The organism is Pseudanabaena sp. 'Roaring Creek', from assembly GCF_001402795.1.
Classification (GTDB): Bacteria; Cyanobacteriota; Cyanobacteriia; order Pseudanabaenales; family Pseudanabaenaceae; genus Pseudanabaena.
Genome location: NZ_LIRE01000760.1, coordinates 1 through 19,651, shown reverse-complemented (window position 1 = coordinate 19,651; position 19,651 = coordinate 1). Strand labels below are relative to the sequence as shown.

Here is a 19,651-nt window from a genome sequence, read left to right as displayed (position 1 = left end):
TTGGCTTAAAGTTGGCTTAAAACTAAAACCCCCTCCAACCTCTTCTAACCCTTTCTAACCCCATTCAAAAGAAGTTAGAAAATGTCAGAAACAAGTCAGAGAGGGTAAAAGTAAATGGGGGTGAAGGGACTTGAACCCTTACGACCTTACGGTCAACGGATTTTAAGTCCGTAGCGTCTACCATTCCGCCACACCCCCGAAAGGCTTTGTTATTATAACGCGGAATGGGTAGATTTGCGATCTAATTTTTTAAAATTATGTTGATACCCGAAGAAACACGCTCAAAGTCAAGCTCTGACAATATTTCTAAGGTTATACCGATTCCCAAAATGGCGTTGCCATTTTGGGAATTGGTATAACCTTAATGGGTTTGTTTCAATCTAGATTTCTTCGTCGTCCCATTTATCTTGGGTATATCCAAGTTCAGTAGCAGCGGCTTTTTCTTCACTACTGAGGTCTTCCCATAGTTTTTCGGCTGATGCAGGAATATCGTCCTCTCCTTCCCAACTAGATTGCGTCCAACCCAAGATGCCCCAAAGTTTTTGATCTTCACTAGAAAGGTCATCCCACTCAGGAAAATCTACTTCTTCCTCCCAATTTTCTTCGTTCCAACCTAATTGAGTCCAGAGATTTTGCTCGGCACTGGTCAAGTCTGACCAGCTTAACTCACTCCAAAATTCATTAGGATCGCCTGTTACTTCACGGATAGTAGTCATAGAAAGTTTATCCTCATTTTAGAGTTCATATAGATTTCATCATAGGTTTTACTAGCTACGCAAAGCAACAGTAAAAATTTAACCTTTCAATGTTGGAAAAAAAGGTGCAACCTATGTTTCGCGATCGGATTTAAGCTTACTAATTTACTTAAAACTACTTAGCTTACGATAATGGTTATATCTAGACACCTACAACGCATTCTGCTTATGGAAATGGGCAAATTCGTAAGATTAAGAGTCTCAGATTAAGTCCTATAATGAGATTGATTATCTCGTTATAGGACTTCCCATTTATGACAGCAATCGCTAAGACAGGTGTAGCAGGCCCAACACAGCATGTACTCCCAGACACACTAAACACACTGGAAAGGCTAGGGTTGTGGTTCCTCCTACTTTTTTATCGTCTAAATAATGCCAAAGACATTTTGTTGACCGATGGATCAGCCAATAAACAAGTTGCGTATCAACGCTTTAAAGGTCAGGATGGGAATCTCTATTTGGGATTTACCGTCTTTATGCCTGTCGATCAAGATTTTGAAGTGCTTCCATTGAAGCCATGGGAATACGCAGTAGAACTGAACAACGCGGTAGCTTCGACTAATTACAATTCGTAGAGAGATAGTCCGATGCCTAACCCCGCAGGATTTAAAACAATCAACCCTAGCAATACAATGCTAACCGTCACCCAAAAAGCGGGTAATGCTTTTGTTGGGGTTGATAATGTTACGCAGCTTCCAAATGTCACTAACCCTAAATCTTTGGGTCAGCCAAGCGCAAACGGATATACGGAAGCTGTCGTTAATCCCAAATACATTAAGTATGCGGGTACGCCATCTACACCCGTAACCAATGAACCTCAAGCGGTACAAACAACAGCAACTACAGCACCAAGCCTAGGATTAGGATTCAAAATATTTAATGGAGTAAGTTCGTTAATCGCGGCACCCTATGTGATTGCCGATGTAGCGAATGCTTTTGGCTATCTTGCGAATCTAGGGCAAATCTCGAAAAACTACAGCGAGAAAGAGCGGCTAGATAAGCTTTTAGCGCAAAGAGAAGCACAGGCTAAAGCACAGCTTGCTAACAAAATCGATTCTAGTAGTACTGGAATTGCATACACGGTAGCGCTGTACGTGACTGATTTTATAGGTGGATGCGATGGAGGATTATACGAATTATTCTACGATTATGGGCTTTCGCTCCCTAGTCCCCCATCAATATCCCTTGAAGATGTAAGGTCGTATCCAAGCTGCGATGGCGCTACAGGAAGCATCAAGAAGCTCATCATAAACGGTGTTGACTCTGGTTTCCGTCCGCAAGGGATTAGCATGTCTATCTCTGTAGTTCAGTTTGCTGGTACTCAGCGACCTACTATCTTTTGGAATTGGCGACCCGTGGGTACAGGCGGCGCACAATATCCACCATCTAGCATTAATGCAAGCAATTCAAATACAGTAAATACACCGCCCTTACCTGCGCCGCCTGCCCAAGAATGGCTATATGGTGAAGTCCCTGTTACGGTATCGGGGGGAGCTGCGGCAATTCTAGATCGCATAGACGCTAAGGCTAAGGCATCATTCCCCAAAATATCTACACCCGCTAACGCGCCTAGTCCCGTCGCGAAACTTGATCCAGTGCCGCCAAAAACACCTAATCCTACGCTTACCCCGATTGGTGCTAATTCGACTGGTACAGCGATCGCCCAAAATGCTAATCCAACATTCCCGCATGTAGCATCAAACACTAATGGTGTGCGGCGTTTGGATACGCCATCGCAAAATTTCAAGTCCGTAGCGGCAAATCAAACGACAGCGTCACAGACATATGCTAATGGGCAGACTAATGAAACATATTCGTATTCAAGTTCGCAGCAACTAGTCCCGACCACCAAGCCAGTAGATAAGCCTACACCAATCACCACGCAGCCATATGTAAATCCCAACTCGCCTGATATTGGTGGTTTGGCCGCAGGGATTGTAGCCTTGGGGCTGACCGCAGGGGCGATCGCCACTGGTATCGACTATCTCAAAAACCTAAATAACCAAATCAATAATCAAACGAGCGCAGCAAATCAACAGGCGAATGCAAAAGAGGGTTCGTGTCAAGCAATGAACTCGCCATCATGTACCAGTGGTTTGGAGGGGCGAATTAAGGATCCAATTAATCAAAATGTGAACGACAAGACGGGGGCTTTGAATGCCCTACTTTCGGGGATAAATACTGCTCTCAGTGCGTTCATCACTGCGGCTACTAGTAATTTTGATAAAATTCTGCGCTTTCTGGATAACTCAATCGTCGATCGCGCGATCGGCGCGGCTAATTTTGCGATGAACGTGCATAACGCTTTGATGCTGTCTAATGCTCTGGGCAAAACATTGGCGGGAGTGGTTGATACTGCGATGAATGCCGCAGGATTTCAGTTTGTCAACACTTCTGGGCAAAGAACGTCTGCGAGTGCAGCATTTTCAAGCAATGTTTCAGCGCTGATTGTTAATCTCATTGGACAAGATTTGTACACTGAATTAACAGACGATTGGAAGGTAGCGAATAGAATTTATCAGGGTATCACTAACCTCGCGAATAAAACTGAAAGGCTTCTAGCTGGGCAATCAAAAATCGCTCAAAAGAGTGGAATTGATGTAGCAAATATTGGGAATGCATTAAGAGCGAATGGAATCGTAAATGCTAATTCTTATCCACCGATGGCAGCTACGAAGGAGGCGAATACTCCTTCCGAATTACTGGCAGATGTCAATACTCCATTGAGTTCCATTCAATCAGGAGCTAAGAATCTGAATGCAATCACCAAGAGCGTTGCAGGGACTATCAAGCAAGCATCTGCAATTCAAAAAGAGTTTGGGAAGCTTGCTGACTTGACCAATAAAGAGAGCAAGATTCGGAAATCAATGAGAACTAAATCTGCTGCGGACGCAAATAGAAAAGCGAAGTTCACTTTGCCTCAAATCAGAATAATTAAGCAGAGTGGAAAGAAGTAAATGCCTACACCAGATATTGATAATTCACCCGAACAAATAGATATTCCCGATCAACTTCCAACAGTCGATCGGGTTCCCAGTACGTTGACTCCCGATCAATCGAGTGAAACTCTTACCAGTGGTACTGATAATCCACAGCCACAGATTGAGAGGAATACCGATAATCTGGTAGCGATTTTGAACAGGCTTCAAAATCTTGTCGTCACGCAATTTTTTGAGCCAAGAGACTCGGATTCGGTTGAACTTGCAGAGCAAAGGCAATATTTCAAAGATGGGCTGATGATAGATGTTGAGGCTGATAGTGCGGTCATCGCAGATATTAAGTGTCGCGCCATGGATAGGTTTATTGGATTGGATACGAGTGATTTGGCTAAGGTTTACAGTATCCCGATCGAGCGCTTTCAAGCTTCAAGAACTTTTGAGCCTCAAATCAAAATTATATTCAAGGAGTTAACAAAGAACGAGCAGGATTTACCCTTGCGTAATTACTATTTGGAGAAGGAGGTGTCGTTCCCGATTTTGGAAAAATTTATTCCTAAAACCGAGGACGAATTAAAGACGTTTGGGGACAAAATAATTGATGCTTTTGATGGGTTTAGTTTTACTTCGGCTAAAGATAAATATTTCACTTACAAAGACAAGCAAAATGGGTTTGAATTTACGATCTATGCTGAGCGGGATATAACCAAAAACATTATTGAAAAAGTTCTTAACATCCAAGAGGTGGAATTTGATGAGCCTTTGCTCGTTGAGTCATCCTTTACCCCATCAGATAAACCGCAAACAATAGACGTGATGGGCAAGAAGGTAAATAAGCCTAAAAGGGGGAGATGGGGGGATCTGAGATTGCACAAAATCCAATATCACATAAAGGGAATTGAGCCAAAAGACCTATACGGCTAGCGCTATTAAATATGAGGTTTAGGTTTCTAACAATATTTCTGGAGCCTAATAGGTTCCTAGTCAAACGGTAGTATTGCTTACCAAAAGATTAGGCTCTATAACTTTGTTGTTGTTGTTCTACACAAAGTCTATGGCTGGAAGGGTTTCAGTATATTTTGAAGCTGCGGACAATGTTTTCGCGCTTGTCAGCGTGGATAAAAATAAATATTCTGGCGACGTGCTCGCGGCCGTGGGGGGCGAGTCCACAAAACCAGCAAATGCAACAGTATTTACCTTGTCCGAAAAGGCGGCGAAACGCTCGGGCGAAGTACGGCTTCTCAAAGTTGGCGTAAAGAAGGGGAAGCAGCGTAGACAGGTAAACCTGATCTGCTCTCAGACAAAAGCTGCGACTGTCGCGAAAGATTTAGAAGGAAAAAAAATGACGATTGGTCTTGGTCAGGGGACTGACTGGGATATCGTTTCCGTTACCTAGTTCGGAAAAGTCGGTTAGTGCTTTTTGTAATTTTTTTTAAGGAAAACTAAGTAAATGTCTACAAAGAAAGAACCTCGGTATATCGAAATCGTGACAGGCGCAGAAATGAAGCTGTCTCTAGATCCAGATATCTACAATTCTGAAATCACCCTAATCCTTGGTGTTAGTAGTGCTGCCCCTGCTGCAACTGCCAAGATTGTGCCTTTGACACTAAAACAGGCTGGGGCTAGCACTGCCGCATCTATCCTTGATTGCACTGTGGAAAAAGGCACAGGCACGGATACAGAATCGCGTGTTGTTCAGTTGATTGCAAAAGCGGATAATGTTGCGGCCGCAAAGACTGCATTGATCGATAAAACTTTGGCTCTCGGTGGATCTTCCACGTCCAACTGGACTATCAAGAGTGTCACGACTGGCAAGTACAAGCGAAAGAAATAGGATATGATATCTGACCCTAGCCAGTGGCAACTCCTCTTCCTGCAAAACTTTAGTGGGGAATATTTTGGGGTTAGTCAGATGCCTATTCCGAAATTTGACACGCCAATCTTTAGCAATTCTTTGGTTAGAGTAAAGATAACAAGCTCCAATGCATTGGCTACTTGGGTTCGTGCTGGCAGGGTGTCTCAAGTGGTTGATGCTGGCGGAGTTGGATCTGTATTCGCAACACATTTTATGACTTTGGATGAATACAAAATAATCGACTGTAGTAAATTCGCGAGCTATAGTTTGAGGGTTTCCCTTCCAAAGTATTTTAAGCAGGCGACCATTTCGATTTTTGGGTATGCGGGAGCACTCTAATGAATATCGGCGCATCTGAACTTATCGCAATTATTGCTTTGCTTGGTAGTGCTTTCGCTTGGATAAACAAAGTCCATGATGGCTTTGATAAAAGGTTGGACAAAATTGCCAATGATATGAACGGCTTAGGCTCTCGCGTTTCGATTCTTGAGGGTGGTACGTGCGAGTTGTTAGCTGAGCAAATTAATCAATTAAAATCCAATTTCTACGATATAGAAAACACGGTAAATAATCTAAGAGGTGATTGATATGGTTGCTAAAGAAGTTTCTCAGTTGGTCTTGGGTATTTTGCCCGTGGTCTATTCGGTGCTCTTTGGGCATGAGCGTGATTTGGTTAAGGTTGCTGATTTTTTGCAAGGTATCGCCGATCAGCTTAGAATTCAAGCGGAACCTCAACCACTTCCTTAATAATTTCTCAGCACGGCCACACAATTAATAAGGCGATCGCTAAATTAGCGATCGCCTTTTATAATTTGGATATGAAAAAAATAAGCCACACAGAGCAACTCAAGCGACAGTTGACGGCGATCCTCGCAACGGTGATTTTGCTGAATGAAATCGTAGAGATGATTGAGGCAATAAAGCTGAGGCTCATATCTGCAAACAAGAAAGGCGATCGCTAATTTAGCGATCGCCTTTTATCATGGAGGTATGGAAAATTTGCGAGAGATGCCCTACCTAACCGTCGCGCAGTTGCACACTGCGATATATGCCTTATGTGACCTTTATTACAGGAATCAAGATAGCAATGCTCACTGCTTAGAAGTGGCTACGATTCTCGCTTTTAGCGACAATTTGAAACAGCATCTTGAATATTGCAAGGAATTATTTGAGCAAAGGCGATCGCTAAATTAGCGATCGCCTCATATCCTGGCAAAAAGAAAAAATTATTTGGCTCTATGTCTAGGTTCCAGCTTTATGTTTTGCCAGGATGCGACAAAGAAGAAAGGCGATCGCTAATTTAGCGATCGCCTTTTATAATTTGGATATGAAAAAAATAAGCCACACAGAGCAACTCAAGCGACAGTTGACGGCGATCCTCGCAACGGTGATTTTGCTGAATGAAATCGTAGAGATGATTGAGGCAATAAAGCTGAGGCTCATATCTGCAAACAATAAAGGCGATCGCTAAATTAGCGATCGCCTTTATTGTTGGTATCGTCATTGATGAAGGTAGCAAAATCACTGCCTCTTTACTCGACAGCCTTTGCCGTAGCCAGAGTAATTTAAGGCTAGGAATACGCATTTATTACCGTCGCATCCTACAGCGCCCGCGACATGGTTGGGGAACAGGAAATTTTGATCGGAGCTTGCCATTTGCTCCGCCCACTCCCTTGATACTTCGCTGACATTTTTTGTACTAGCACCGATATTTGCCCCTACTGGGACATAGCGAATATTGCTCTCTGCTAAAAATTCTTCACTTGTAAAGCCAAAGCCCAATTTCATGTTGTCGGTGCAAGTTTTGGTTTGAGGGTTGGTGAAATCAAAGTAATTGTATTGATTCATATCCTTTGCTCTGGCTGTGGCAAGTTGATATGCCTTGGTGCTGTAGTTCAGAGGTGTAAGTCCCGACCTCTTCCTAACTTCATTGATATCATTGATCGCTTTCTTAGAATCTTCTTCAGGACTAAAAATCACCACATTGGCATCAGGGGCATTATTCTTATCGACTGCAATGGATTGGTTACCATTGCCAAGCGAGGGTGGACGAGAAATATCCTTGTTATTTACGTAGCTGATGTAGACAACAAACCCTAATATACCTATCGCTATTGCTTGCTGTTTGGTCATTATTGATCACTGTAGCAAAATTAATTAATCCGCCTGTCTCGTTCTAAGTCCGAAATCGCCCTATCGATTCCGTAGGCGGATATAAGCCTGTCGGCAGTGGCTCTATCCCCATTGAGCATTCTTAGAAGCTTTCTATATTGAGCATTATAGGCTTTTGCGTTGGATGTACTTGGACTCATCCCTTTAGCTCTCATCCTATTAGCCAAATCACGATCATAGGCATCTTGCCTCTGCTTCAGCTTCTCGGCTCTGATCTGTTCCTGCGATTTGCGTTTAGGATATTTTTTCTGGATATCTTCAAGGGTGGGGACTTTTTTGTCTGGCTTTGACTTCGGTCTTAGCCAAAAATATAAAGCTACTACCATCAGACACGCTAAAAATATTTCCACCCTACCTTCCTGCACTCTCCGCGATCGCTACCAACCTATCGCTAACAGCTCTATAAAGCTGAGTCAGATCTTGGATACTCATGGTTTTAAGTTGCCCCATGACATATAGAGGGTTAACTGAATTGTCAATCTTTTGATCGGAATCTCCGTTAATAGTTGCCATCAACTCTTCAAGAGACAACCCAGCATAGTTGGCAATTTTAGATAAATTTGCCGAGCTCGGACTATTAACTTCTTCGTTTTCCCATGCTTGTATTGCTCCATAGGTAACACCAAGAATGTGAGCGAACTCCTTTTGAGTAAGGGTTCCTCGAAGATTCTTAATTAATTCCGCAAATCTTCTTTTAGCATTGCTGTCCATGGACTTTACACAGAAACACATATATATGTTTTACCACAAATACACCTGTATGTATTGACACACTTATGCTTATGTGTTTAGATCAGATCTGTCCATACAAAACATACAGATATGTATACGACAGAAAAAGCACGGCTAAACCTTACTGTTTCAAATGACGCAGATGACAAGCTCCGAGAGCTCGCCCTGAAGCATCGCAAATCTCTAACTCTCAGCGAGATCGTTGAGGCGATGATCCATCATTGCGCTCGCAATCCCCACTTCATCCAGAAACTGACCCAAAAAAAAGAAGAAGCGATTCCCTACTAGAGATAGGGCGATCGCTTCTTCTTTTTTAATGTCCATCTACCCGAAAAAACAGCATGGAACCAAACAATCTTACAGCAACAATCTGGCTATCGCCTTACCGATTGACCTATCAAACCAGCGACCACGAGCTGACAGGCGCAATCAACCGACCCGACCCCGACATCCTACAGAAAACCCTTGAAAGGCTCTATGCCTATCTAATCATCGAAGGCTATTCACCACTCATTCTTCACACGGAGCACTAACTCATGAACCCAACGCCATTCTACAAATACGGCTTGAATCTGGATATCAAGGCAGAACAAGCGATCGACGCGCTTCCCCTGCACGAACTAACCGACCTGTTAGACAACGCAGCAACCAGCCTGAACATCGATCACTACATTGACAACGAAAGCGTCCCAGTCATTGAGGAAGAAGATAAGCCGATAGACACTTCCCTGCTTTCGAGCATGGGGCGGATTGGATTGATTCGCGGATTATGCGATCGCATCGAATTGAAACTCATGGAGGTAGCAAGTTAATGGCACATTTTGAATTTCACTACGCCAAATACAAGGAAGCGAGCGAACACCTCGCGACGGCAGACATGACAGTGAAAGATTTCCAGCGCTGGGATGACATCAGAGAGGCAAGCGCCACAGCGATCGCCCTAGAAGCAGGAATCATTACCGAGATTCCCGCCGACGGCAAGCTGTCAAGCGCTGACTATCAGCGAACCTTGATGATTATCCGCAGGTACGAAATCGCACAAAGCGAGGTAGCAGCATGAGCAAATATGAACACTACCCGCAAGCGATCGAGGGATTTGTCGATTTTGCCCACAGCATGGCAGAAATCTTAGACGGCTTACTCATAACCATCCTTGGCGAAGACGCAGCATGGGAACACCATCGAGCGATCGAGGACATTCCCGACAAGTACCTCAAAGAAGGCTTGAACGACGGGAGGAAGACCAAGCTCTGGCACTTAAGAAATGAAGTCAATTCGCTCTTACTGATCGAAGACGATCACCACGTCAAACAATGGGCGGAAACCGTTGCCGAGGTCAACGAAACCTGCAAACAGCAGCGGAAAATCATCGACCAGCAACGAGAAACCATCAGCCAAGCAAGACAAGAGATCGCCCGACTGGACAAGGTAATTACAGAGTACAAAACCGATGTGGTTAACAGGTTTCACGCGATCAATATCTTGATCTCTTCTTCAATTCGTGATGGTGACATCGGGCTTGCTCACTGGAAACGGGATGAACGGCTAAAGCATCTGAAAGATGCCGTGCTTAACCAAATCAAAGACGTGAGAGCCCTTTCGCACTCCTACAACGACGACTTCTAACCACCAAACCAGCGATCGCAACTTTACCCAGTGAAGTAGCGATCGCCTTATCTTTCATCCATGAAAAACCATGATCACCGACGAGAATTACACCCCTGAATGGTTTGTGAAGCCTTGCCGAGCTTTTCTAAATGGCATTGATCTTGATCCTTTTTCCAATGCGATCGCCAACCAAGTGATCCAAGCCGATCACATTTTCACCATCGAATCAAATGCCTTTAAACAAGACTGGTCTGGGTTTAAGCGCAAATGGGTAAACCCTCCCTACAGCAAACCATTGATCGAGATGGCGATCGCTAAAACTATTGAGTTCTCCTATATTGGCGAAACCTTGCTTTTAGCGAATACAAGTAGCTCGACAAAATGGTTTCACGCTTGCATGGCTGCTTGCAGTGCCTATCTTCACCCATACAAGCGCATCAACTTTGATTCGCCATACAGGGAAAGCAAGGGGAATCGGTACGACCAAACGCTTTTCTACTTTGGAAATCGCCCCCTTGAGTTTGCCGCCGATCTAATCACCTTGGGGCGATCTGTCGCTCCGATCCGACTCTAACCAAACCAGCGATCGCAACTTTACCCAGTGAAGTAGCGATCGCCTTACCTTTCATCCATGAAAACTATGAACTCAACAGATTCTCAAATTTTGACAGGTGCTATAGAGCTCTTAGCCGTCAAGGGACAAGAGCAAAGGATTTCAAAGCTGGAAGCTGACAACAAAAAACTTATTGGCATGATCAACACGATTAGCGCAATTCTTTCACACGTTGCAGATACGTCCGACCCTGTAGTATGCCGCCTTCTCCAAGGACTAGACCTGTCCATTGGCTTATTTCGATAACTAACCAAACCAGCGATCGCAACTTTACCCAGTAGTGAAGTGGCGATCGCCATTTTTTTTTGTGAGAAAACCTATGTTTAAAATTACAGACCATATCGAATTTGACCATAAAGGTCGTGCCCATTGCCCAGTCTGCCTATCCGATGGCAAGAAATCCAAGAATTTATCATTGATTCCTAATACCGATGGGGCTTACAGATGTCATCGAGGCTGCTCTAGCGAAGATATTCGCGCCGCCATTGGACAACCTAAGAACGAAAATTTTGGCGATCGCGTCGTACCAACGGCGATCGCCAAACCACCAAAGCGCGTAACCCATACACAAGCAGAAATTGAGAAAAACCATCAAACCCTAATAACCGAGAGTAAGCTCGCGAAACAGTGGCTCAATGATCGCGGATTCACCGACGCAACCCTCAGCAAATATAAATTGGGGATTTGCCTGCGTACATTTGGCAAGAATAAACTTTGGTGCGTGACCATCCCCTACGAAATATCCAAAGGGGTATGGCAGCGCAAATATAGACTATCCCCTTGGTTAGAATCGCTACCAGATGGGCTCAAAGATTGGACACAGGATACAGGGCTAACATCTCGCTTTCACTTCACCAAACAGGATGGCAATAAAAAATTAATGCTCGTCGAAGGCGATTGGGATGCCATGATGCTTACCCAAGTTTCCCTTGATGCTGATTTCCCCTACGACATTGCAACCAACACAACGGGCTGTGGCAACATTCCAAGCGATTTATCTCCCATCGACTCCTATGAAGAAATTTATATTTTCTATGATTTAGATCAACCTGATGCCAAAGGTAAACGGCCGGGACCTGATGGTGCAATCGCGATCGCTAAAGCCATAGGTGAACGAGCGAAAGTTTGTACCGTACCACACCCCGAAAATCCAAAGGACAAATACGACACCAGCGACTCTCTCAAGGATGGCTTCACCCTTGACGATTTCATCAAGGCAACCAAAGAGGCGATCGCCCCTACCGCATCCCCAAAAACCGAAAAGAAACCTAGCCTAAAAAGCCGCCTCACCACTACCGCTGAACTTATGGCAAGGGCAAAAGATTACACCGATTGGCTCATTGACGAAATCTTACCAATCAATGAGCTTATTTTGCTTGCAGCATCGCCAAGAGCGGGTAAATCATTAATGGCAATGAACATCGCCCAATGTGTCGCAAGTGGTACTAATTTCCTTGATAGACCAGTAACACAGGGAAATGTGATCTATGTGCAATGTGAGGATTCAGAAACAAAAACTAAACAACGAGCGATCGCTCAAGGCTGGGATGAGAACTTGCCAGTATTTTGGCTAGATAAATTCAAACTTTCTGAGCTAGATGAACTGATCGAACTTGCAAAGGAAATTCAACCCAGACTAATCGTCCTTGACACCCTATCTCGCATTCGTGATGACAACGCCACAGAGTCAAGCGCTGAAATGGGCAGAGTACTTGAACCACTACAGGAATTTGCCAAGCATCACAACTGCTGCATATTACCAATCCACCACACTGGCAAAATCAACATCGACAACGCCAAGGCACTTGATGTATTTGAAACTATTCGCGGATCATCAGCAATTAGAGCCACTTGCCGAGGCACGCTGGTTATCGCCGCCAATGAAACTGGCTATCGTCTATGCGTGGAAAACGGCTATAACAAACAGGACTTGAAAGTATCCCTAAATTTGACCGATCTGACATGGAAGCTGCTTGGCAAATGGGGAATGCAAGTCGATGCGCCGCAGACAGAGCAAGTCTTAGACAGTCTGACAAAGGTAGAACATGCAACCCTTGAACAACTACACGAATTGACAGGTATCAACAAGGCGAGTTTATACAAAGTGCTTTCGCGCCTTGTCCATGATGAAAAAATCTCTAAAACTGGTTCACAGCGCAACGTTGTCTACTCTCGACTTTTTCAAAAATTAGCTAAAACTCAGTCTGACAAGTCTGACATGTCAGACTTGTTGTCAGACTCTGAAAACCAGACACCGCAAACCATAGAAGTGCAGTCTGACAAAAAATCAATTTCTTTTATATCTGACAACAAGCAAGTACAAAAAAACGCTGATGTAATCACCGAAAACCCTAACAACTTGTCAGACTGTCAGACTCGGCTCTCTAACGCCATCGCTGTAAGCATTTCAGAGTCTGACAACAAGTCTGACAAGCCCGAATCTGTCAGACTCAGTAAGCTAAAAGTTGGCGATCGCGTCAAAATAATGCCCCCTCATTTCTTGTCTGGTCAGACCGCCACAATTGAGGCAATCTACGAACCGAACGCAATACTTAAAAACGATAGTTGGGCGGTTAATCCATCGGTAGATATTTCGCTTTTAAAGAGGGCTAGGTAAATGTCAGAGCTTACGAAAACCACTATCAAGATCGCCACAATCCTATTTAAAAATCTCTCTGATGCTCTCCTAGCGACAGCTTCAGAAATCAGTAAGCTTGCAGAACATGAGACACCCCCGATCTCATTATCGCAAGCTGAAGAAAAACCCGCCCTACAGCCGTCTCAAACCGTCCAACTTATCACCCATTATCAATACGATCCGAAGCAAAAAGTCCTAGTGCAATTTGAAGGATCTACCACCCCGACAAAATGCAGAATCCTCAAACGTGTTGATAGGTATACCTATCTGGTTTATGGTCAGAGATCGCCAAGAAGTACGGCTATAGAAATAAATGCAGACCAGATACTGGGACTAGACCCAGATCGGTGATGGTTACGAAATTCCCGACACCCTAGATTTGGTAAGCCTAGAACAAATTGAGTTTACGATAATGGTTATTTACGCAAGCTTATCAATTTAGTAAGCTTTAGTACGTATCGGCAATGATCGAAGCCTTGATTGATATAAACAAAGCCAAAACCAGTAGCGCAAGCTGCGCTACTGGTTTTGGCTTTGTTTGGTTATGGTTGATCGAGGCTTGCTTGTCCTGGGACAAGTCGGTCGATGATACTTTGGGTTGGTATGGGAGTTTTAAAGCTGCGTAACAAGATTCCTGTTTTAGAAATTTCTTTCCATTCTTTGAGATCTAAACGATGAACTACAGGTGGTGTAGAAGAATTGGGCTTCACGATAATTTCTTCCCCCGTTAATAAAACAATCTCTTTAGACTGATTGGGTAGCTTAACTACTACTGTTCCTTCCCAAGAAAAAAATTTTGCACCTTGGTTGATGTCTTTCGGTATTTCCACATAGGCAGTCGTCCCTCGAATCGCAGCAGTTCCAAATGCTGTAGTGATTTCTGTCGGTACTTTTAAGCCTGGTTTGACCCAAGTAATCATTTTCCCTGATGTTAGATAGAGACGATTTTGGGGTTGAATTTGCAAAACTGCATCACCACCAATCCGAAATCCTACCCCATTATTAAATTCGACTTGAGTTTTACCTCTACCGTGGGTACGTATTTTGTCATCTACGTACAGTTCCATATCCCGCTTGGCATTGACTTCATCGGGCTGATTGCTATGGCTGGAAAGTACAAATACAGGTTTTTCTTCGATCGATGCTATCTTGGCGATCGCTTTTTCTGACTTGATGGGCTTCGGAGCCGCACTCATTACAGTAGATGGAGTCGAAACAGGTTCGGGTTCACAGCCGATGAGAGCGATCGCTAAAAGAGCTACTAACAAAGAAGTTTTCATCGCAAATTTAACATGAAGCTTTAACTTAAACGAGACTACATCTTGCCACGACCATCACTAGCAATCAAGTTTATTTTATGCTGAGAATTTTCTCTTCCCTTTGCTTGTTCTAACTTAATACCAATTCACAAAAGTGTTGTCACGCTTTCGTGAATTAAAAACTAAACCTAGTCAGGGTTTTCAAATTAAGAAATGGCGTAGCTACTTAATATTTTCAGTTTTGCCAGTACCCTTGCAAAAGGAGCAGTTTTCCTCCCGCTGAATTTCACCAGAGCAGTCTCGCATTTCTATATAGCCTTTACCTTCACAGTGGTGACAGGGTTTAGTTATTTGAATGGAGGATAAAGAACGATCGGATACTAGCTTTTCTGGCATATCTTTAAAAATTTCAAGTAAATTAAAATTGAGATCGATCTCATATTATCTCTCGCTATTACCAGCGAATGATTATTTGACTCAACCATTTCAAAAAGCCACCAATTAAACTTAAAAGCGTCGAAGCAAGCAAGATAAATTCTAAGGAAATTGCTAATAAAGTTATTACTAGAGACAGTATTGCAATACGCCGATATTGATTCTCGATAATACCTCGACATCCAAAAATAACGCTAAGGGTTGCCATCGCACCTCGAAAAGACCACATGATAATAATGGCATCTTGTCCTATTTTCCCCTGAAGCGATAAGTGAGTAATCGCCAGCACCATCGCGATAGTTCCCAAAAACAAGGATAGGAAAGAATAGTTACGCTTTGAGAATGTACATAGTTTATTCACGTACTATAACCGCTATGTAGATAGCCAATCGATTATATAGATCGTACCGAGGTCTACTATTCTAAATCAACCAAACTCAATCTTGAGGTTTGTTCTTTTTTGCCTAGAGAAACTTCCAACTTCTTCAAAAGCTCTACGGTAACCTCTGCGAAAGCTTTAGCACCGCCTGAGTTGGGATTAGCCAATGACGCGGGAACAAAATTATCTACGGCCTTAGCCACATTTACATCATTAGGAATCTTGGTTTTAAAAATTTTGGCGCTGCTGAAGTCTGCTGCGACCCGATCCATCACTTTTTGGTAATAGCGACTCAGGGTAAACCCTGCTGACATGCTAAATACAATACCTAACAGTTGAATATTAACTGAATTATCTTCTCGGTAAACTTCACGCAGTCGCTCAATCCGTCTTTCTAGTAGTTGAATACCCACCACAGAAAGAGGTTCGGGTCTTGCGGGCATGAGGTAATAATCGCTGGCAACAAGGCTGCTGCGTGTAATGAGGTTATATCCTGGAGCGCAATCGAGAATGATAAAATCGTAGCTTTTCATCGCCGAGGCAAGAATCCCTTTGATTAAGGTCTGCTCGAACTTGCTCCAAGTCTGCTGAAAAGTCTGCTTTTCTTCGTATAAAAGCGATCGGTTATACAACATTTCGGAAACCAGAAATTCATCGTACAGATCAATATCGCCCACTAATAGATCGAGCCCTTGAACTTTGCAGACATGAGGAATTACTAAATCTTTGATTTGGTAGATTTTTTCCTCAGGATCGTTAATCTGCACGCCATAGTGAGAGATTGCCTGACTGACCAAACTCCGCAATGTGCGATTTTCTTTGCGGCACTTGGCAAACTCTGCGGGTGAAATCATGCTTAGGGTAGCGCTGATCTGTGTATCTAAATCGACGACTAAAACCTTTTTGCGATGAATTTTAGCCAAGCAGGTGGCAATATTGACAGTTAAGGTGGTTTTACCGACTCCACCCTTCATATTTACTGTTGCTATTACTTTTGCCATTATTTCAATATCCACAAAATACAGTTTGAATAAGACGAGGCTTTCTGAGTCGTTTATCCTAAATCATTTTAAGTTAGTTAACAATACACCATTGAGCTGCTTGACTATCAGTAAAAAAAGCGTTTATTTCCTTACCTAACTAATAACAAAGCTGAAAATGGCTACGCCATTTTCAGCTTTGTTATTAGGCTCTTGCGGATAAAAAATGTCCCACCAAAGTTATCTAGCTTCGACTACGCTCAGCTAACGTTGGCTGAGCGTAGTCGAAGCCACAGGTACTTTAATTAATAGCAAGTCCCTAAGCTTCTCTAGGTTAGCTACTTAACGTGAGTTCGGGATAATTTGAAACGGTCTTTGAGGAAGGGTTTGCATAGCAAACCCTTCCTCAAAGCGCAAAAGTAAAAGCCTTGCTTAGCAAGGCTTTTACTTTTGCGCTTTGAAAATTTGCCAGCCTCACCCGAACTGACGTTAATTAGCTAGCAGCATTAGATTCGCGACGGACGGAAACATTAGCTTTGGGTTCGCCTTTGATTTTGGAAACTACGGAATTCCAGCCAAACTTGGTCAAAGCAACCAACCAGTTGCCTTCTAGCTCGCGAAACATCGCCATATTCATATGGAATGAAGCATTAGCTTCATCAACAATGCGTTCGGCCGTAGCGGCATCTACAGGCAAAGTATCGAGGGCTTCACGGTAGCGTTTTTTGAATTCACCATGATTGCGAATATCGTTGAACTCATAGAAAGCAGTCCCATTGCCATCTTGTAAGCCCATGGATTCCTTCGCGATTTTCTTGAGAATCTGACCACCAGACAGATCGCCCATATAGCGGGTATAGGCATGAGCGACTAGCAACACGGGATCGTTAGCCGAAATCTCGCGAATACGCGCAAGGTACTTTTCGCAAGCAGGTGTAGGCTTGAACTCTTCGCGCCAGTTGGAGCCGAAGTAAAATAGCATGTCAAGTTCAAGGCTCTTTTCGCGCCACAATTCGCGGTAGTAGAGTTTGCTGAGTACGGGATCGTTTTTGTGGTTTTCAAACTCTTCTTCGATCGCCTTATAAACGAAGTAAAGGTTGCCGACGAGTCTGCTATAGGCGGTCTTATTAACTACACCCTTCAAAAAGCATTTAATAAAATCCGTACTCTCAGCCGCAGAATGAGATTTTTGTGTGCCGACACGCAAAAGTGTTGCTAAACCTTGACTCATGGGTTCTCCTAAACTTTTTTAATTAAAAATGGGATCGTCATTATGGCTAGACAAGGTTTTGTACCTCCTAGCCTAAATTTAAAATTAGTAGTAAAAACAGCAATAAAAGAAATTATCGAACTATATGCTGGGATAGACTAGTTAAGCTAATCAAGATAATTATGTGGTAGTCAAAAGCAGCGATCGCGGCTGTAGGCTTAAATCATCAGCATTTGACATAAGTTTCAATTATATAAGTCAAACCATAGAAAAATTTCTAGTCTGTAACAAATTTTCATCTACCATCACACCCATATAATGTAGTCAGCATCTCCTAATTTGGATCGGGTATTAAAGCCGATCGCTTTAAATTAGAATTTAGTCAAGCTAGCTTGAAGAGGTAATAAATTTTGGTTTTAAGCGGATACGAATACCTACTGGTATTCATCATCGTTTGTACATTAGTGCCGTTGTCGGGACTAGCATTATCAGCTCTGTTAAGCCCAAAACAGTCAGGAGCAGCAGGTCGTACCACTTACGAATCTGGATGCGAACCTATTGGGGGAGCATGGATACAGTTTAATATTCGTTATTATATGTTCGCGCTTGCCTTCGTTATCTTTGACGTAGAAACGGTATTTTTATACCCTTGGGCGATCGCCTTTAGCAAACTAGGTTTACTTGCCTTTGTTGAAGCATTAATTTTTATTAGCATTCTCGTATTAGGTCTAGTCTACGCTTGGAGAAAAGGAGCCTTAGAATGGTCATGAAATCCGAAAACGTTGGTCTGGACTTTACCATTGAAGAACAGACCCAACGCCTCATCAATCCAGCCTCAACGCCACAAGTCACCCAAGACTTATCTAATAATGTGGTCTTGACCACTCTCAATGACCTTTATAACTGGTCGAGAATGTCTAGCCTCTGGCCAATGCTCTACGGCACGAGCTGTTGCTTCATCGAATTTGCTGCGATGATTGGCTCTAGATTTGACTTCGATCGCTTTGGACTGCTTCCCCGTTCGAGCCCCCGTCAAGCTGACTTGATTATCACTGCAGGTACGGTCACCATGAAGATGGCTCCTGCATTGGTAAGACTCTACGAGCAAATGCAAGAACCCAAGTATGTAATTGCCATGGGCGCTTGCACGATTACAGGTGGAATGTTCAGTAGCGACTCTTACACCACAGTACGCGGCGTTGATAAGTTAATTCCTGTGGATGTCTATATCCCTGGTTGCCCTCCTCGTCCTGAAGCAATCATGGATGCCATCATCAAGCTGCGTAAGAAGATTGGTACAGAAGGTTTTCAAGAAAGAGCTAACCTCAATCGCACCCACCGTTACTATGCTGTCAAGCATGAAATGAAGGTTGTTAACCCAATCCTCACAGGACAATACTTAGAAATGCCCAGTCGGATTGCTCCACCCAAGGAATTGGTCGAATCTGGCATTCCTTTACCTGCATTACAAATGGCTCAGAAGGAGGTAGAAACCGTTGGCAGATAATGAAACTAATAGTTCAGAGCAAGCAGCATTAGCTATAACGGAAGTAACCGCTCCCGTTTCGGAATGGCTGACTAATAATGGCTTTGAGCATGAATTTTTGGGATTAGATAAGCAAGGCGTACCCATCCTCAAAATCGATCGCCAATTTTTACTTCCTTTCTCGACGGCTCTCTATGCCTATGGCTTTAACTACTTGATGATGCAATGTGGTTATGATGCTGGGGCAGGCGATAGCCTCGTAAGTGTTTACCATTTAGGTAAACTCAGCGATGAGGGGATTAATAAAAGCGATCGCCTTGAGGAAGTCCGCGTCAAGGTATTTCTCCCGCGCACCGATCCGCGCTGTCCGTCGGTCTACTGGATCTGGAAAACCGCCGATTGGCAAGAGCGTGAAACCTTCGATATGTATGGCATCATCTACGAAGGACATCCCAATCTCAAACGCATTCTCATGCCCGAAGACTGGATTGGCTATCCGATGCGCAAGGATTACGTCACGCCAGACTTTTACGAGTTACAAGACGCATATTAAAAAGAAAGCACCCAATGGGTGCTTTCTTTTTAATATGTGA

At 43.5% G+C, this 19,651-nt stretch carries 31 protein-coding genes and 1 tRNA gene; 21 read left to right on the top strand and 11 right to left on the bottom strand.

The genetic code is table 11. The features are described from left to right. Positions 1 to 115: 115 nt before the first annotated feature. Both AC805_RS23580 and AC805_RS23575 read right to left on the bottom strand, forming a co-directional pair. A tRNA-Leu gene (locus tag AC805_RS23580) sits at positions 116 to 198 on the bottom strand. A 182-nt stretch (positions 199 to 380) separates the two neighbouring features. Further along, entirely contained in the window at positions 381 to 716 is a 336-nt protein-coding gene (locus tag AC805_RS23575; RefSeq protein ID WP_055077670.1) for a hypothetical protein, read from the bottom strand. 293 nt (positions 717 to 1,009) lie between these two features. On the opposite strand from AC805_RS23575, the gene AC805_RS23570 reads away from it, so the two are divergent. From AC805_RS23570 to AC805_RS23530, 11 genes are all read left to right on the top strand, one after another. Further along, positions 1,010 to 1,330 (top strand): hypothetical protein, encoded by a 321-nt coding sequence (locus tag AC805_RS23570; RefSeq protein WP_055077669.1) that lies wholly within the window; start codon positions 1,010 to 1,012, stop codon positions 1,328 to 1,330. 12 nt (positions 1,331 to 1,342) lie between these two features. Then, entirely contained in the window at positions 1,343 to 3,712 is a 2,370-nt protein-coding gene (locus AC805_RS23565; protein WP_055077668.1) for a hypothetical protein, read from the top strand. Further along, positions 3,713 to 4,615, top strand: a complete 903-nt coding sequence (locus AC805_RS23560) for a hypothetical protein (RefSeq protein ID WP_055077667.1) — start codon at positions 3,713 to 3,715, stop codon at positions 4,613 to 4,615. A gap of 130 nt (positions 4,616 to 4,745) precedes the next feature. Further along, positions 4,746 to 5,087, top strand: coding sequence for a hypothetical protein (locus AC805_RS23555; protein WP_055077666.1), 342 nt, complete (start codon positions 4,746 to 4,748; stop codon positions 5,085 to 5,087). A gap of 54 nt (positions 5,088 to 5,141) precedes the next feature. Further along, positions 5,142 to 5,525 (top strand): hypothetical protein, encoded by a 384-nt coding sequence (locus AC805_RS23550; protein ID WP_055077665.1) that lies wholly within the window; start codon positions 5,142 to 5,144, stop codon positions 5,523 to 5,525. 3 nt (positions 5,526 to 5,528) lie between these two features. Then, on the top strand, positions 5,529 to 5,885 hold the full coding sequence (locus tag AC805_RS23545) for a hypothetical protein (protein ID WP_055077664.1): 357 nt from the start codon (positions 5,529 to 5,531) through the stop codon (positions 5,883 to 5,885). After that, entirely contained in the window at positions 5,885 to 6,133 is a 249-nt protein-coding gene (locus tag AC805_RS23540) for a hypothetical protein (protein ID WP_055077663.1), read from the top strand. The genes AC805_RS23545 and AC805_RS23540 overlap by 1 nt, the downstream gene beginning before the upstream one ends. A gap of 1 nt (position 6,134) precedes the next feature. Further along, on the top strand, positions 6,135 to 6,293 hold the full coding sequence (locus tag AC805_RS25930) for a hypothetical protein (RefSeq protein WP_156341554.1): 159 nt from the start codon (positions 6,135 to 6,137) through the stop codon (positions 6,291 to 6,293). 71 nt (positions 6,294 to 6,364) lie between these two features. Next, positions 6,365 to 6,508, top strand: coding sequence for a hypothetical protein (locus tag AC805_RS25925; protein ID WP_156341553.1), 144 nt, complete (start codon positions 6,365 to 6,367; stop codon positions 6,506 to 6,508). Between the two features lie 28 nt (positions 6,509 to 6,536). Continuing rightward, positions 6,537 to 6,740: a hypothetical protein gene (locus tag AC805_RS23535; protein WP_055077662.1), complete on the top strand. Its 204-nt coding sequence runs from the start codon at positions 6,537 to 6,539 to the stop codon at positions 6,738 to 6,740. A 76-nt stretch (positions 6,741 to 6,816) separates the two neighbouring features. Beyond that, entirely contained in the window at positions 6,817 to 7,017 is a 201-nt protein-coding gene (locus AC805_RS23530) for a hypothetical protein (protein ID WP_055077661.1), read from the top strand. 50 nt (positions 7,018 to 7,067) lie between these two features. Here the strand turns inward: AC805_RS23530 and AC805_RS23525 are convergent, their stop codons facing one another. From AC805_RS23525 to AC805_RS25920, 4 genes are all read right to left on the bottom strand, one after another. Further along, positions 7,068 to 7,679, bottom strand: a complete 612-nt coding sequence (locus tag AC805_RS23525) for a CAP domain-containing protein (RefSeq protein WP_055077660.1) — start codon at positions 7,677 to 7,679, stop codon at positions 7,068 to 7,070. Between the two features lie 20 nt (positions 7,680 to 7,699). Then, positions 7,700 to 8,044 (bottom strand): hypothetical protein, encoded by a 345-nt coding sequence (locus tag AC805_RS23520; protein ID WP_156341552.1) that lies wholly within the window; start codon positions 8,042 to 8,044, stop codon positions 7,700 to 7,702. A gap of 25 nt (positions 8,045 to 8,069) precedes the next feature. Further along, positions 8,070 to 8,429: a helix-turn-helix domain-containing protein gene (locus tag AC805_RS23515; protein ID WP_055077658.1), complete on the bottom strand. Its 360-nt coding sequence runs from the start codon at positions 8,427 to 8,429 to the stop codon at positions 8,070 to 8,072. Positions 8,430 to 8,633: 204 nt separating this feature from the next. Next, positions 8,634 to 8,774, bottom strand: coding sequence for a hypothetical protein (locus AC805_RS25920; RefSeq protein ID WP_156341551.1), 141 nt, complete (start codon positions 8,772 to 8,774; stop codon positions 8,634 to 8,636). 17 nt (positions 8,775 to 8,791) lie between these two features. Here AC805_RS25920 and AC805_RS25915 point away from each other — a divergent pair, with 17 nt between their 5' ends. The 7 genes from AC805_RS25915 to AC805_RS23480 all read left to right on the top strand — a co-directional run bounded on the left by AC805_RS25915 (position 8,792) and on the right by AC805_RS23480 (position 13,660). Further along, positions 8,792 to 8,983 carry a hypothetical protein gene (locus AC805_RS25915; protein ID WP_156341550.1) on the top strand — a complete coding sequence of 64 codons (192 nt, stop codon included), beginning with the start codon at positions 8,792 to 8,794 and terminating at the stop codon, positions 8,981 to 8,983. Between the two features lie 3 nt (positions 8,984 to 8,986). Next, positions 8,987 to 9,262 (top strand): hypothetical protein, encoded by a 276-nt coding sequence (locus tag AC805_RS23510; RefSeq protein ID WP_055077657.1) that lies wholly within the window; start codon positions 8,987 to 8,989, stop codon positions 9,260 to 9,262. After that, positions 9,220 to 9,510: a hypothetical protein gene (locus AC805_RS26605; protein ID WP_197278832.1), complete on the top strand. Its 291-nt coding sequence runs from the start codon at positions 9,220 to 9,222 to the stop codon at positions 9,508 to 9,510. The genes AC805_RS23510 and AC805_RS26605 overlap by 43 nt, the downstream gene beginning before the upstream one ends. Then, positions 9,507 to 10,076 (top strand): hypothetical protein, encoded by a 570-nt coding sequence (locus tag AC805_RS23500; RefSeq protein ID WP_055077655.1) that lies wholly within the window; start codon positions 9,507 to 9,509, stop codon positions 10,074 to 10,076. The genes AC805_RS26605 and AC805_RS23500 overlap by 4 nt, the downstream gene beginning before the upstream one ends. A gap of 70 nt (positions 10,077 to 10,146) precedes the next feature. Continuing rightward, complete coding sequence (locus tag AC805_RS23495) at positions 10,147 to 10,632, top strand: DNA N-6-adenine-methyltransferase (RefSeq protein WP_055077654.1); 486 nt, start codon at positions 10,147 to 10,149, stop codon at positions 10,630 to 10,632. A 358-nt stretch (positions 10,633 to 10,990) separates the two neighbouring features. Continuing rightward, positions 10,991 to 13,288 carry an AAA family ATPase gene (locus AC805_RS23485; RefSeq protein ID WP_055077652.1) on the top strand — a complete coding sequence of 766 codons (2,298 nt, stop codon included), beginning with the start codon at positions 10,991 to 10,993 and terminating at the stop codon, positions 13,286 to 13,288. After that, entirely contained in the window at positions 13,289 to 13,660 is a 372-nt protein-coding gene (locus tag AC805_RS23480) for a hypothetical protein (RefSeq protein WP_055077651.1), read from the top strand. Between the two features lie 191 nt (positions 13,661 to 13,851). On the opposite strand, the gene AC805_RS23475 is transcribed toward AC805_RS23480, so the two are convergent. The 5 genes from AC805_RS23475 to AC805_RS23460 form a co-directional block, all read right to left on the bottom strand. After that, on the bottom strand, positions 13,852 to 14,589 hold the full coding sequence (locus AC805_RS23475; RefSeq protein ID WP_055077650.1) for a FecR domain-containing protein: 738 nt from the start codon (positions 14,587 to 14,589) through the stop codon (positions 13,852 to 13,854). A 201-nt stretch (positions 14,590 to 14,790) separates the two neighbouring features. Further along, positions 14,791 to 14,919 (bottom strand): molecular chaperone DnaJ, encoded by a 129-nt coding sequence (locus tag AC805_RS26600; RefSeq protein WP_369122839.1) that lies wholly within the window; start codon positions 14,917 to 14,919, stop codon positions 14,791 to 14,793. A 103-nt stretch (positions 14,920 to 15,022) separates the two neighbouring features. Continuing rightward, positions 15,023 to 15,295 carry a hypothetical protein gene (locus AC805_RS23470; protein WP_055077649.1) on the bottom strand — a complete coding sequence of 91 codons (273 nt, stop codon included), beginning with the start codon at positions 15,293 to 15,295 and terminating at the stop codon, positions 15,023 to 15,025. Between the two features lie 125 nt (positions 15,296 to 15,420). Further along, positions 15,421 to 16,383 (bottom strand): ParA family protein, encoded by a 963-nt coding sequence (locus tag AC805_RS23465; RefSeq protein ID WP_055077648.1) that lies wholly within the window; start codon positions 16,381 to 16,383, stop codon positions 15,421 to 15,423. 472 nt (positions 16,384 to 16,855) lie between these two features. Continuing rightward, positions 16,856 to 17,593, bottom strand: a complete 738-nt coding sequence (locus AC805_RS23460; RefSeq protein ID WP_055077647.1) for a heme oxygenase (biliverdin-producing) — start codon at positions 17,591 to 17,593, stop codon at positions 16,856 to 16,858. Positions 17,594 to 17,979: 386 nt separating this feature from the next. Between AC805_RS23460 and ndhC the strand changes: the two genes are divergently transcribed. The 3 genes from ndhC to AC805_RS23445 are packed head-to-tail and all read left to right on the top strand — an operon-like array spanning position 17,980 to position 19,611. Continuing rightward, complete coding sequence (gene ndhC / locus AC805_RS23455) at positions 17,980 to 18,342, top strand: NADH-quinone oxidoreductase subunit A (RefSeq protein WP_040687825.1); 363 nt, start codon at positions 17,980 to 17,982, stop codon at positions 18,340 to 18,342. Then, a complete protein-coding gene (locus AC805_RS23450) occupies positions 18,339 to 19,079 on the top strand; it encodes an NADH dehydrogenase subunit K (RefSeq protein ID WP_055077646.1) in 741 nt (246 codons plus the stop codon). The genes ndhC and AC805_RS23450 overlap by 4 nt, the downstream gene beginning before the upstream one ends. Continuing rightward, entirely contained in the window at positions 19,069 to 19,611 is a 543-nt protein-coding gene (locus tag AC805_RS23445; RefSeq protein WP_055077645.1) for an NAD(P)H-quinone oxidoreductase subunit J, read from the top strand. Before AC805_RS23450 ends, AC805_RS23445 begins: the two co-directional genes overlap by 11 nt. The last annotated feature ends 40 nt before the right edge of the window (positions 19,612 to 19,651 follow it).